Source organism: Dorea sp. AM10-31 (assembly GCF_003435815.1).
Classification (GTDB): Bacteria; Bacillota; Clostridia; order Lachnospirales; family Lachnospiraceae; genus Dorea_D; species Dorea_D hominis.
In genome coordinates this window covers 75,961-89,247 of record NZ_QTUV01000005.1, presented here as the reverse complement: position 1 = coordinate 89,247, position 13,287 = coordinate 75,961, and the positions used below count along the sequence as shown (strand labels likewise).

General features: G+C 43.7%; 12 protein-coding genes and 2 pseudogenes. 13 read left to right on the top strand and 1 reads right to left on the bottom strand.

Features of this window, described 5'->3' with window-relative positions; all coding sequences use genetic code 11:
- Positions 1–137 precede the first annotated feature (137 nt).
- From DW125_RS09170 to DW125_RS09115, 12 genes are all read left to right on the top strand, one after another.
- Positions 138–980 carry an aminotransferase class IV gene (locus DW125_RS09170; RefSeq protein WP_117537938.1) on the top strand — a complete coding sequence of 281 codons (843 nt, stop codon included), beginning with the start codon at positions 138–140 and terminating at the stop codon, positions 978–980.
- 16 nt (positions 981–996) lie between these two features.
- Positions 997–1,737: a 5-oxoprolinase subunit PxpB gene (gene pxpB, locus DW125_RS09165; RefSeq protein WP_021860597.1), complete on the top strand. Its 741-nt coding sequence runs from the start codon at positions 997–999 to the stop codon at positions 1,735–1,737.
- Positions 1,728–2,642 carry a biotin-dependent carboxyltransferase family protein gene (locus DW125_RS09160; RefSeq protein WP_117537937.1) on the top strand — a complete coding sequence of 305 codons (915 nt, stop codon included), beginning with the start codon at positions 1,728–1,730 and terminating at the stop codon, positions 2,640–2,642. The genes pxpB and DW125_RS09160 overlap by 10 nt, the downstream gene beginning before the upstream one ends.
- 2 nt (positions 2,643–2,644) lie before the next feature.
- Positions 2,645–3,442, top strand: a complete 798-nt coding sequence (locus DW125_RS09155) for a putative hydro-lyase (protein WP_021860599.1) — start codon at positions 2,645–2,647, stop codon at positions 3,440–3,442.
- Between the two features lie 142 nt (positions 3,443–3,584).
- Entirely contained in the window at positions 3,585–4,358 is a 774-nt protein-coding gene (locus tag DW125_RS09150; RefSeq protein ID WP_117537936.1) for a LamB/YcsF family protein, read from the top strand.
- Between the two features lie 42 nt (positions 4,359–4,400).
- The gene (locus tag DW125_RS09145) at positions 4,401–5,282 is read left to right on the top strand and encodes a DUF4392 domain-containing protein (RefSeq protein ID WP_242992942.1); all 882 of its coding nucleotides are present in this window, start codon (positions 4,401–4,403) and stop codon (positions 5,280–5,282) included.
- A 372-nt stretch (positions 5,283–5,654) separates the two neighbouring features.
- Positions 5,655–7,187: a DUF1538 domain-containing protein gene (locus DW125_RS09140; protein WP_117537935.1), complete on the top strand. Its 1,533-nt coding sequence runs from the start codon at positions 5,655–5,657 to the stop codon at positions 7,185–7,187.
- Positions 7,188–7,302: 115 nt separating this feature from the next.
- Positions 7,303–8,001: a P-II family nitrogen regulator gene (locus DW125_RS09135; protein WP_117537934.1), complete on the top strand. Its 699-nt coding sequence runs from the start codon at positions 7,303–7,305 to the stop codon at positions 7,999–8,001.
- Positions 8,002–8,114: 113 nt separating this feature from the next.
- A complete protein-coding gene (locus DW125_RS09130; protein ID WP_021860610.1) occupies positions 8,115–8,885 on the top strand; it encodes an ABC transporter ATP-binding protein in 771 nt (256 codons plus the stop codon).
- Complete coding sequence (locus tag DW125_RS09125) at positions 8,875–10,968, top strand: ABC transporter permease (protein ID WP_117537933.1); 2,094 nt, start codon at positions 8,875–8,877, stop codon at positions 10,966–10,968. The genes DW125_RS09130 and DW125_RS09125 overlap by 11 nt, the downstream gene beginning before the upstream one ends.
- Positions 10,969–10,984: 16 nt before the next feature.
- Positions 10,985–11,653 carry a response regulator transcription factor gene (locus DW125_RS09120; RefSeq protein WP_117537932.1) on the top strand — a complete coding sequence of 223 codons (669 nt, stop codon included), beginning with the start codon at positions 10,985–10,987 and terminating at the stop codon, positions 11,651–11,653.
- 67 nt (positions 11,654–11,720) lie between these two features.
- Positions 11,721–12,791, top strand: coding sequence for a sensor histidine kinase (locus tag DW125_RS09115; protein WP_117537931.1), 1,071 nt, complete (start codon positions 11,721–11,723; stop codon positions 12,789–12,791).
- Here the strand turns inward: DW125_RS09115 and DW125_RS14495 are convergent.
- Positions 12,718–12,906, bottom strand: a pseudogene (locus DW125_RS14495) (Lrp/AsnC ligand binding domain-containing protein); the annotation flags it as partial. The gene DW125_RS09115 and the pseudogene DW125_RS14495 overlap by 74 nt on opposite strands.
- Between DW125_RS14495 and DW125_RS14490 the strand changes: the two are divergent.
- Positions 12,899–13,021: pseudogene (locus tag DW125_RS14490) on the top strand (lyase family protein); the annotation flags it as partial. The pseudogenes DW125_RS14495 and DW125_RS14490 overlap by 8 nt on opposite strands.
- Between the last annotated feature and the right edge of the window lie 266 nt (positions 13,022–13,287).

Sequence of the window (13,287 nt, the reverse complement as noted above, 5' to 3'; positions counted from 1 at the left end):
TAAAACCCATTGACAAAACTAATGGGTGAGCATAAAATGTAGATGAAATTAATAGAGCGTACAGGACGAAGGCGTCACAAACATGAGTTTGTGCGCCTTTTTTAGTGTAAAAAGGTCAGGAGAAGGAGGAATTTACAATGAAAACTTTAGGTTATTACAATGGCAAATACGGCGAACTGGATGAGATGACAATCCCGATGAACGACCGTGTCAGCTGGTTTGGAGATGGTGTATACGATGCAGGTCCGTCCAGAAATTATGAGATTTTCGCAATTGATGAACATATCGACAGATTCTTTAACAGTGCGGGACTTCTGGACATTAAAATGCCGGTAACAAAGCCAGAGTTGAAAGAACTCCTTCAGGAAATGGTAAATAAAATGGATACAGGTAATTTATTTGTTTACTATCAGGTCACAAGAGGAACCGGTATCCGTGATCATGCATATACAGAGGGTCCTGGAAACTTATGGATTATGCTGAAACCGGCAGAAATTTCCGATGGAACGAAGCCAATCAAGCTGATCACAAGAGAAGATACACGTTTCTTCCATTGTAATATCAAAACATTGAACTTAATTCCTTCTGTAGTTGCGACACAGAAAGCAAAAGAAGCCGGATGTCAGGAATGTGTATTCTACAGACCGGGTGGACGTGTAACAGAATGTGCACATAGTAATGTCCATATTATTAAAGATGGCAAACTGGTAACAGCACCGACTGACAACCTGATTCTTCCAGGTATTGCAAGAGCACATATTATCAAAGCCTGCAAGAAATTGGAGATTCCGGTAAGCGAGACACCGTACACACTGGATGATCTGTTCAACGCAGATGAAGTTATCGTATCCAGCTCCAGCAACTTATGTCTGCATGCAAATGAGATCGATGGCAAGCCGGTTGGCGGAAAGGCACCGGAACTTCTGGAGAAGATCCGTGTAGCAGTTCTGGATGAATTTTACAAAGCAACAGATAAATAAATGAGAAGGTGAAGTCATGGGAGAAATAAAATATATGCCGGCAGGGGACCGGGCGCTGGTTGTGGAATTTGGCAATCAGATCGATCCTGCGATCAATGACAAAGTACATGCGCTGGCAGCGAGAATTGCAGAAACTCGGATTCCGGGTGTACAGGAAATGGTACCAACGTTTCGTTCTCTGATGATTTACTATGATCCGGCAATTACCTCTTTTGAAAATGTAAGGAAGCAGACAGCAGAGCTGACCGGACAATTGATTGGGAAGACAACAGAGAAGAAACGGATTTTAAAAATTCCGTGTTGTTATGGAGCAAGATTCGGACTGGATCTTGCAGATATGGAAAAACATACCGGACTGGATCGTGACGAGATCATAAAGATCCATAGTTCCGTTGATTATAAAATTTATATGATGGGATTCCTGCCGGGGTTTGTTTATCTTGGTGGACTGGATAAACGAATTGAAATGCCAAGACTGAAAAGTCCGCGTGTAAGGATTCTTCCGGGGGCTGTCGGCATCGGTGGCAATCAGACAGGAGTCTATCCGCTGGCTTCACCGGGAGGATGGAGACTGATGGGTGGTACACCGGTTGATTTCTATGATCCGTACAGAGAAGATCCGATCCTCTGTAAAGCAGGAGAATATATCCGTTTTGTACCGATCACGATTGGCGATTACTACGATATCCGTCACATGATCGTAAAAGGAGAGTATCAGGTAGAGGTTGTGGAAGAAGGTGATGAAGGATGTCAGTAAAAGTTGTTATTCCGGGACCGCTTACAACAGTACAGGATGCGGGCAGATACGGATATATGAATTCCGGTATCGGGACATCCGGAGTCATGGACGAAGTTTCTTATAAGAAGGCCAATTATCTTGTGGGAAATGAAAACGGAGAAGCCGTACTGGAAGTAACTTTGTTCGGCGGAACGATGGAATTCACGGAAGATGCAGTCATTGCTGTTACAGGAGCAACAATGGACGTAAAGATAAATGAGGAACCGACAGAAATGTACCGTGCATACCAGGTGAAAGCCGGAGATATCTTATCTCTTGGAATGGTGACTGCAGGCTGCAGAACTTATGTAGCTTTCGCCGGTGGTATTGATGTTCCGGTTGTGCTCGGAAGCCGTTCAACAAATCTGAAGTGTAAGATGGGTGGTTACGAAGGAAGAGCGCTGGTAGCCGGAGATATTTTTGAAATTGGCAAAAATGGCAGAAGTTATGAAGCACTGAAAGACCGGATGGCAGAGCCGGATGTATATACATCACCAATCACTGTCCGTGTGATCGAAGGACCGCAGGAAGAGTATTTTACCGAGGCGGGAAAGAAAACATTTTACAATGAAACGTATACGATATCTGATCAGAGTGACCGGATGGGCTACCGGATGGAAGGTGCACCGATTGAAAGTGTAAACGGAACGGATATTATTTCCGATGGAATTGCACTTGGTTCCATTCAGGTTCCGACAAATGGAAAACCAATCATTCTACTTGCAGACCGTCAGACAACCGGAGGATATGCAAAGATTGCTACAGTGTGTTCTTTTGATATCCCGAAACTGGTACAGGGCAAGCCGGGGGATCAGGTGAGATTTCAGAAAATTTCGTTAGATGAAGCAGCAAAGATATGGAAAACAGAAAGCGGGGAAAGGTAAAGATGAGTGAAGCAGTAAATTACAGTGATTTGAAACCGGCAGAGGTCAGAAGACTGATCCGAGAAGGAAAAATAACATGTCCGACATCGGGCATGTGTGCGGGATATGCACAGGCAAATCTGGTTATCCTGCCAAAGGATCTGGCTTATGATTTTCTCTTATTTACCCAGAGAAACCCGAAACCGTGTCCGATCCTTGAAGTCAGCGACGTGGGAAGCAGAGATCTTCACTATATCGCAGATGATGTGGATCTGGCAAAGGATTTTCCAAAATACCGCATTTACAAAAAAGGCGAACTTGTCGGAGAGTATACCGACATTGAAGAGTTCTGGCAGGATGATTTTGTGAGCTTTCTGATCGGATGCAGCTTCTCTTTTGAATCTGCACTTTTGGAAGCAGGAATTCCGGTCAGACATATCGAGGAAAACTGTAACGTGCCGATGTTCAAGACAAATATCGCTTGCACACCGGCAGGTATTTTCAAAGGAAATATGGTAGTCAGCATGCGTCCGATCCCGAATGACCAGGTTGTGAAATCTGCACTGATCACGGGTGAGATGCCAAGAGTACACGGTGCACCGATACAGATTGGCAATCCGGAAGCAATTGGTATTTCTGATGTAATGAAACCGGATTTCGGCGATAGTGTAACGATCAATGAAGGAGAAGTTCCGGTATTCTGGCCATGTGGCGTAACACCGCAGAATGTTGTTATGAATGTGAAACCGGATATTGTGATCACACATGCACCGGGACATATGCTGATTACGGATGTAAAGAATGTAGAATTGAAGTACTAAAGTGGTTCTAATAGAGCCACCCACCATGATATGAGTAAAAGCGTAGCAGTGCAGTGATGGGAGAACACGAGTATTGTGCGGTTTTGAGAATAGATGGAAGTAGTCTGAAAAAAGATTTGAAACATAGAAAGAAGGAAGAAAAATGTTTGCAGTAGATTTAAACTGTGATCTTGGAGAAAGTTTTGGAAATTATAAATGCGGACTGGATGAGGAAGTCATTCCCCTTATTTCTTCCGCAAATGTAGCATGTGGATTTCATGCATCCGATCCGGTGGTAATGGCAAAGACCGTAGCACTTGCGAAAGAGCAGGGCGTCCGTGTTGGCGCACATCCGGGATATCCGGATCTGGTCGGATTCGGCAGAAGAAATCTGGCAGCATCGCCGGCAGAAGTAAAAGCAATGGTGCAGTATCAGATCGGGGCATTGAAAGCATTCTGCACAGCACAGGGAATCAAACTGCAGCATGTAAAACCGCACGGTGCAATGTATAACATGGCAGGAAAAGATGAAAAACTGGCAACAGCAATCGCAGAAGCAATCAAAGAAGTCGATCCTGAGCTTATCCTTCTTGCACCAAGTAGCAGCAAAATGATGGGAGCCGCAAAGGCAGTAGGACTTCGCGTGGCAAAAGAAGTATTTGCGGACAGAGCATATGAAGAAGACGGCTCGCTGGTAGCAAGAAGCAAACCGGGCGCAATGATCACCGATGAAGACGAAGCTGTGGCACGTGTCATCAAGATGATAAAGGAAGGAACCGTAACAGCGATTACCGGAAAAGAGATTCCGGTTGAAGCAAATTCTGTATGCGTGCACGGAGACGGACCGAAAGCACTGGCATTTGTTCAGAAGATCCGTAAAGCGCTGGAAGCAGAAAACATCAGGATTGCATCAATCGAAGAAGTAATTGGGAAATAAAACAGGCAGAAGACGACAGCAAAAATAAAGGAGAGATTAGAAGTGGGAGCACAGGCACAGGCGGCACAGACAAAAGTAAATATAAAAAAAGAAACCGTTGAAGATATTGTACTGCGTCATTCCAAGCGCGGTATGACTATCCTGCGCAAATATATGGGCGATTTCTACTGCAAGAGGGCGGCTGAGAAGATTCTGGAGCTTCCGAAAGGAAATATATTTCTGACAACCGGATTTTATGTAGCGGGACATGCAGAGACGGACGGTCCTCTCGGAACGATGACACTCGCAAAAGCACTGCGGGCTGTCGGATACCGACCGATCATCGTAACAGATAAATATTGTCGTGGATTTTTTGAACTTGAGGATCTGGACGTAGAATATGCACATATCTGCGATGGCGTAGAACAGTATACAGAAGTTCTGGAAGATTACGATCCGGTTGCACTGATTTCCATTGAACGCTGTGGCAAAAATATTGAAGATGATTATGCAAATATGCGCGGTGTAAGCATTAAGAAAAATACAGCAAAAGCCGATATCCTTTTTGATCTTGCCAAAAAGCGCGGAATCCCGACATTTGGTGTCGGAGATGGCGGAAATGAAATCGGTATGGGCAATCTGAAAGAAGTTATTGTAGATAAACTGGCGCTTGTACCATGCAAGGTAGAAGTTGACAATCTAATTATCGCAACCGTATCCAACTGGGGCGCATATGCATTAGCGGCATATATACAAAAGATAGAAAAGATACAGGTACTTCCTACATATAAAGAAATCAAATCCTATCTGCAGGCGATCGTAGATCTCGGCAGCATCGATGGCGTGACAAAAGAACAGGTACTGAGTGTGGATGGTTTTCCACTGACTGTGGAAAAAGAGATCCTTGATGAACTCCACCGCGCAGTGGGGACGGGGATTTTCTAGAAAGTGCCAGGTGCAAATTGAAAAAGGGACAGGTCATTTCTAAAAAGGGGACGGGGCTTTTCTCAAAAAGCCCCGTCCCCTTTTTAGCGCAGCGAAAACCCGCTAACCATACGGTTAACGGGTTTCGTTGTTTTTATCGTTATCTAAAGGAATGAGAGTAAAGTGCACACCGGCTTGACCGGTGCTACTTTATGAGGGGGTGATAGTTGATGTGTTCTTCAACTATCTAACTCTTAGTATACAGGGAAAATGTGTCTAAAGTATGTTCCTTTTCTTAAACAAAACGAAATTTTCTTAAGGAAAAATTAACCAGAGTATGTTACAATTAATCCACATGAAACGTAAAAAATAAAAGGAAAGGTATGGTATCGATTGAAGTTATATCAGTCAAAATTATTGGAAAAACTAAGAGAGTCATTGGAAGCTGTACTGCCGATCATAGGAATTGTTCTGTTGCTTAGTTTTACGATCGCTCCGATTCCGGCAGGAATTCTGATGGCTTTTTTAGTGGGCGCGATTCTTCTTGTTGTGGGAATGATGTTTTTTACATTGGGAGCTGAGATTGCAATGACGCCTATGGGAGAGAGAATTGGAACGAGAATTGCCGGTTCCAGGAGACTTCCATTTATTGTGTTATTGTGTTTTACGCTGGGATTTATTATTACGGTGTCGGAGCCGGATCTGCAAGTGCTTGCCGAACAAGTTCCGTCTATTCCGAACAATGTTCTGATTTCTGCAGTAGCGGCAGGCGTTGGGATATTTCTTGTGGTTGCGGTTCTTCGTATGTTATTTGGAATTGCGCTTTACAGATTATTGTTTTTGTTTTATCCGGTGATATTTATTCTTGCGTTTTTTGTGCCGGCAGATTCGCTGGCGGTCGCATTTGACTCCGGCGGAGTCACGACAGGACCGATGACCGTTCCTTTTATTATGGCGCTTGGTGTCGGCTTCTCCGCAGTGCGAAGTGATAAATATGCAGAAACGGATAGTTTCGGTCTGGTTGCACTTTGTTCAATCGGGCCGGTACTTGCCGTCCTGCTTCTAGGTATCCTTTACCGCCCAGAGAGTGGCGTTTATGCAGGCATCCATATTCCGGATGTGAAGGATTCGATAGAACTTGGAAGACTGTTCACAGCGGAACTTCCACTTTATATAAGAGAAATGCTATTATCACTGCTTCCGATTGTTGTATTTTTCCTTGTGTTTCAGGTGTTGGCTTTGCATCTGATGAAGCGGACACTGGTGAAAATTGCAATTGGAATCCTGTATACATACATTGGGCTTGTGCTGTTCCTGACAGGTGCAAATGTAGGATTTCTCCCAACCGGTAATTATCTGGGGCAGGTACTTGCAGGGTTGCCGAATCCGTTTGTGCTTGTACCGATCGGTATGGTGATCGGCTATTTCATCGTAAAGGCGGAACCGGCAGTTTATGTGCTCATGGAGCAGGTAGAAGAGCTGACTTCGGGTGCGATACCTGGGAAGGCAATGGGACTGAGTTTATCCTGCGGCGTTGCGGTCTCACTGGGGCTTGCAATGATCCGTGTACTGACCGGAATTTCTATTTTCTGGTTTCTCATACCGGGTTATGCAGTTTCTTTGCTTCTTGCGTTCCGGGTACCGAAAATCTTCACTGCGATAGCATTTGACTCCGGTGGTGTGGCCTCTGGTCCAATGACGGCAACTTTTCTGTTGCCTCTGGCACAGGGAGCATGCGAAGCGATTGGCGGAAATGTAGTTACAGATGCATTTGGTGTTGTGGCAATGGTTGCGATGACACCACTTATCACGATACAGATACTGGGTGCGGTTTACCAGCATCAGGAGAAGAAACGTCAGAACGAAGAGGCGGTTCCTGTACTGCCACTGGAAGCATACGGCGACATGGATATTATAGAGTTATGATGATACCTGAAGAGCTATATGTCAACGACACATGTTTAGTGCCGACCAGAGCGGAGTGTAGATGTGAGAGCGTACAGTATGAAACGATTTATTGGAATTAGAAAGGCGGAAAAATATGAGCCGGTTATATATGATGGCTGCGATCACAAGCCGCAGCGCAAGAAAAAAGTTTCGCGAATTTTATAAGACACACGAACAGCAGGTATTTTTTGAAATACTGGGAAAAGGGACAGCGAACAGTGAGGTGCTGAATTATTTTGGATTAGAAGAAACAGAAAAGATTCTTTTTCTCTCCATCGTGACCGGAGATACATGGAAACGACTGAAACGTGGACTGATCATTGATATGAAAATTGATGTTCCGGGAACGGGAATTGCTTTTGCAGTGCCGCTTGCGAGCATAGGCGGCAAAAAGACACTGCAATATCTGATACAGGAACAGCCATTTGAAAAAGAGGAGGAAACAGCATTGAAGGAGACAGATTATGAACTGATGATTGCCATTGCCAATCAGGGATATATCGATACGGTTATGGAAGCCGCAAGAGAAGCAAATGCGGGAGGCGGTACAGTTGTCCATGCGAAAGGAACCGGAACAGAGCTCGCCAGAAAATATCTTGGTGTTTCCCTCGTGGAAGAGAAGGAAATGATCTTCATTGTTACTCGTTCCTCACAGAAAGCACAGATTATGAAAGCAATCATGGAGAAAACCGGATTGAAGAGTAAGGAGAAGGCAATCGTATTTTCACTGCCCGTTTCGAGTGTGGTCGGACTTCGCATGACAGAGGAAGATATTCAGGATGATCTGCTGTAAGGCATATTATTATCAAATACCAGAAACGAAAGCCTGCGAAACCTTTCATTCACTGTAAGTGTTATTTGTAAGCCACAGATGCTATGATTACATCAATGAAAGGAGAGCAGAGAATGAGTATTTTAAAAATTGAATCTTTATGTAAATATTATGGAAACAAGAAAAATGAGACAAAGGCACTGGATGGAATTAGCCTAGAAGTACAGACAGGGGAATTTTTAGGAATCATGGGAAGCAGCGGATCCGGAAAATCCACACTTCTTAACTGCGTGGCAAGTGTGATCCGTCCGACAGGAGGACAGATTCTTGTAAATGGAACCGATATCCGTTCGCTGAAAGGCGCGGAACTTTCCGATTACAGAGGACGCCAGATCGGTTACCTTTTCCAGAACTTTGAACTTTTAGAGAACCTTACCGGAAGAGAAAATATTCTTCTTCCGCTGGCTCTTCATAAATATGAAGAGAAAAAAGGGGAACAGAAGTTAAAAGAACTGGCAGAATATCTTGAGATACAGGATGTACTGGACAAATTTCCGACACAGATGTCCGGCGGGCAAAAACAGCGTATAGCAGCAGCCAGAGCATTGATCATGGATCCACACCTGATTCTGGCAGATGAACCGACCGGGGCACTGGATTCGCGTAATGCAAAAGCATTGATGGAGAAACTCTTCGGTTTAAATCGCAACAAAAAAGCAACAATCATGATGGTGACACATGATGCAAATGCAGCAAGTTATTGCGGACGGATTTTATTTATCCAGGATGGAGTACTCTTCCATGAGCTGCGCAGAGATTTCGCAGAAGAATCCCAGCAGGAGTTTTACGAGCGCATTTTGAAAGTGTTGGCGCAGTTGGGAGGAGGCAGTGCAAATGTTCTTTAAACTTGTCTCCAGAAACAGTAAGAGAAGCCGCAGGGAAAATGGATTGTTTCATGCTTCACTTCTCGTTGTCGTAATTGCATTTTATGTGATTCTGGCACTGCCGAAGCAGGATGTGATCATTTTCCTGAAAGAGATGGAAAGTGATGCTATACAGAAAATCTTTCAAATGGTTCCGATACTGTTTGGCGCATCGTTATGCATTTTGTTCTTTCTCGTATATTTTGCGGGACGTTACCAGATGGAGCGGAGAAAACATGAATTTGGTGTGTACCGTATGATGGGCATGAGCCGGAGCCGGCTGTTTTTTATGTTGATGACAGAAGATATTAAGAGCAGTCTACTGATCCTTGTGGCAGGAATCCCGGTTGCAGTCTGCATTTCCGAGCTGGTCAGCCTGATCACAGCGAAGGTAGAGGGGCTTGGAATCCTCGGTCATCAGAGTACATTTTCATTCGCCGCAGTGATTGGAACCGCTGTCGGTTTCATACTGGTAAAATTATTTGCGTGCCTGTTCTTAAGCGGCGCGGTAGTTAAGGACGAGATCGGCAATCTTATGAATCCGCAGGCAAAAGAGCAGGGAAAAACAAGACCGAAGGTTCTGTATGTGCTTGCCTTTGCGACAGGATGCGTGTTATTGTTTGTGGCATTTTATGATGGAATCCGTGGACATATCTGGGATGACCTTCTTATTCTTGCACGGACAGTAGTCTTTGGAATTGCCGGAGTATTTCTTGTATTCTATGGTTTCCGGCTGATACTGGAACAACTGGGCAGATGGGGCAGCCGACACGAGAGACTGGGAATGTTTACATTCCGCCAGCTGGAAGAAATGTTTATCCGCAAGAGCAGCGTCCCGGCGGTGAGCTGTATTCTGATCCTCGCAGCACTCTGCCTGTTCGGTGCAGGAATCGGGATTGCCAGAAGTTATACGGTACAGAGCGAGCGTGTCGTAGATTATACATTTGACGATGACAATGAGGACGTCAGTACAACTATTGAGAAATTGCAGAAGTCCGGGCTTCGCTCAGATTTTGAAAAGCTGATCCAGATTAAAACCGGATATATAGAATCTTCGATCGAAAATCTGGATAAGGAAGGTAAACCATCGAAAAAGAAGAACCGGGTAGTTGGCTTTAACGCAGATGAACTCGTAGACAAGTTGAAAAAAGATGGAAAGACACCGAATGAAAATGTATTTGCAATGGAGATAGAACGGGAAGATACACCGCATATTATTGCATTATCCGGGTATAATGAGCTGTTAAAACAGGCAGGAGAAAAGCCTCTTGCATTGAAAGATCACCAGGCAGCAGTTTACCTTGGATCGGCACTTTATTCCGATGAGTTTAAAGAAATAATGAGTAAAGCCTTACAGGGAAATATATATGTTACAATGGACGGAAAGACATGGAGCCTTGGGGAAAAGGTTATGAATAAAGAAATCGTTGCCGACCGCGCGATTACACTTGGATTTGCGCTGATCGTACCGGACAAGGCTTATGAACAGATGACAGCCGGAAAGGGCACCACATATCTGGATGGCGTGCTAAAACCTTCAAAAACGGAGAAACAGGGGCTTATCCGTGTATATCAGGAAATGAACCAGAAACTTGACAAAGTCGGAATTTCGTATGACTGTTTTCTGCAGAGCCTTGGACGACGTATGTTCTACGGTGTATGTGCAAGTTATATTACAATCTATCTGGCAGTGATCTTCCTGATTATTGGAAATACGGTAATCAGTGTACAGTTCCTGACAAATCAGCAGAAAATTGGCAGACGGTATCAGACTCTGATACGGCTCGGAGCAACCTCCAATGCGCTCTGCCGTTCCGCAAGAAAGCAGATTAACTGGTATTTTGGCATTCCGGTATTCTTAGGAGCAGCCGGAAGTATTCCGGCGATGGCAAGCTTATTTTCCCTGTTTGTGGAAACAGGAGAAGGTACACAGAAAGTACTGCTCTTAAGTGCAAGTGGGATGATCCTGCTGCTTCTGATCGTAGAATTGATCTATATTCTGGAAGTCAAGAAACTCAGCGACCGATATCTGTTGTATCTGATGGTGCCGGAAAGAGAAGAATAAAAGAAAGTATGATTTTATGAAACGAATAGGAATTGTGGAAGACGAAGTCTTCATACGTGAAGAATTAGGAGAAATACTGGAAAAGGCCGGATATGAAGTCGTGGCGGTAGAAGATTTTGAAAAGGTGGAAGAGGAGCTTTCTAAGGCTCCTCTTGATCTCGTTCTGCTTGACCTTAATCTGCCGGGGAAGAGCGGATTCCAGATCTGTCGGGAGTTGAAGCATAAAGGAACGACGCCGGTCTGTGTACTGACATCGAGAGACCAGATGGCAGATGAATTGCGTGCGCTGGAACTGGGTGCGGATGAATATCTGACAAAGCCATGCCGGAAAGAAAGACTTCTGGCGAGGGTGTCCAATGTGTTAAAAAGATATGAAGGCCGCAAGCATTTGCTGGAAGGGAAAAGATTTTTGCTGGATCAGCAGACATATACACTTTATATCCATGATGAATCGATTGTCCTGCCAAAGAATCAGGGGAAATTACTGGAAGTATTTCTTAAGAAGCGTGGGCAGATCGTGACAAAAGAAGAACTGTCGATTGCACTTTGGGATACAATAGATTTTATCGATGAAAATGCATTGCAGGTAAATCTGACGAGATTAAAGAAAACCATGCAGAAACTTCATATGGAAGAAGAGATTGAAACCATCCGGGGAACAGGCTATCGTTTGGAAATTCGGTGATAAAAGGCAGATGTCAGGCAACTCATTAAAAGAAAAGTAAAAAAATGATGTAAGGAGAACGTACAGGATGAAGAACTACGGAAAGAGAATAGCAGAATATATGCCCTGGCTTTTGTTGACAGGGTGTGTGGAAGGTATCTGTATTTTATTTCTTGCGCTTGCAGACGTCCAGGTGTTACAAGTGCTTGCAGGAGTTCTCACATTGATGACCGTATTAATGTATGCCGGGGTCTGCATTTATATCGTAAAGAAAGAACAGAAAAAAGAAGAGGCATTTGCTCTATTTTTAAAGGAACCAGAGGAAAAGACTGCAGAACAGTTATTGCTATACTGCGGGAAAGCAGAGAAAGAACGGATGCAGAATCTCCTCGACTATTTGCAAATACAACGAAAAGAAAAAGAAAATCTGTTGAAAAAGACAGAAGATTATGAAGAGTATATTGAAGGGTGGTCACATGAGGTAAAAACGCCGTTATCTTTGCTTGCATTTATACTGGGAAATCATAAAGAAGAATTTTCAGAGCCGGTCGGATATAAGCTGGAATATATTCAGACACGTATGCAGGAATCGATCGATCAGATGTTATTTTATGCAAGGTTAAAGGGTGGTCACAAAGATTATCTGTTTGAAATGCTGAATCTTAAAGAATCACTGGGGAAAGTCCTGGAAGATTACGGTCCGCTTCTGGAGGAGAAGAAATTTCACGTGGATATCCAGATGGAGCCGGAAGGGATTCAAATCTACAGTGACCGGAGAGGACTTGAATTTATGCTGGGACAGTTTATCAGCAATGCGGTCAAATATTGTGATAAAGAGCCGGAAATCCGTATCCATGTGGAAAAAAGAGAAGAAAACAGGAAGAAAATGTGGATACTTTATATAGAAGATAACGGTTGTGGCGTAAAAGCCTGCGATCTCCCGTATATTTTTGATAAAGGCTTCACCGGCAGTGATATCAATGTCAGCAAGAAACCAACCGGCATGGGGCTTTATCTTGCAAGAGAGATGGCGACAGATCTGGGCTTGAAATTATATGCTGTATCGGAATATAGGGAAGGTTTGACTATGAAAGTTCAGATCCCAATTGTGGATTGTCCATGTGTTCCAGGTTCAGATCGCGGGGTTCTACCGGGGTAGAGAAAACAATCTGAGTTTGTGTTTTCCCAAACTTTTGCAGATGTCCAATGAATTGATCCAATTCAATTGTGCTTGGAAATGCAACTTTAATGAGCATGGAGTAGTTACCGGTAATATTTTATAATTTATTTGAATCTGTTGAGACACTTGGACAGGCAGCAGAAACGTTAGCAGATAATTGTATAGCAGGAATTACGGCAGATGAAGCAAGATGCCGCGAACTGGTAGAATTCAACAATAGCGAAAACCCGTTAGCATTGTGCTAACGGGTTTTCGTTGTTTTTATAGTTATCTAAAGGAATGAGGGATTATCGAACTGGTTTATATTGTGTTACAAAGTGTTGTAAAGCCCGGAATTACAGGCTTTTTTAAAATTGACTTACATATAAAGTGTTATATTTATTTATCCTGATTTGACCGAAATTTGCCCCGAGATTCTTTGTTTGGATTTGTTTGAAAATAGTTTGATAAAAATAAAATAGAATGAAATATTTGA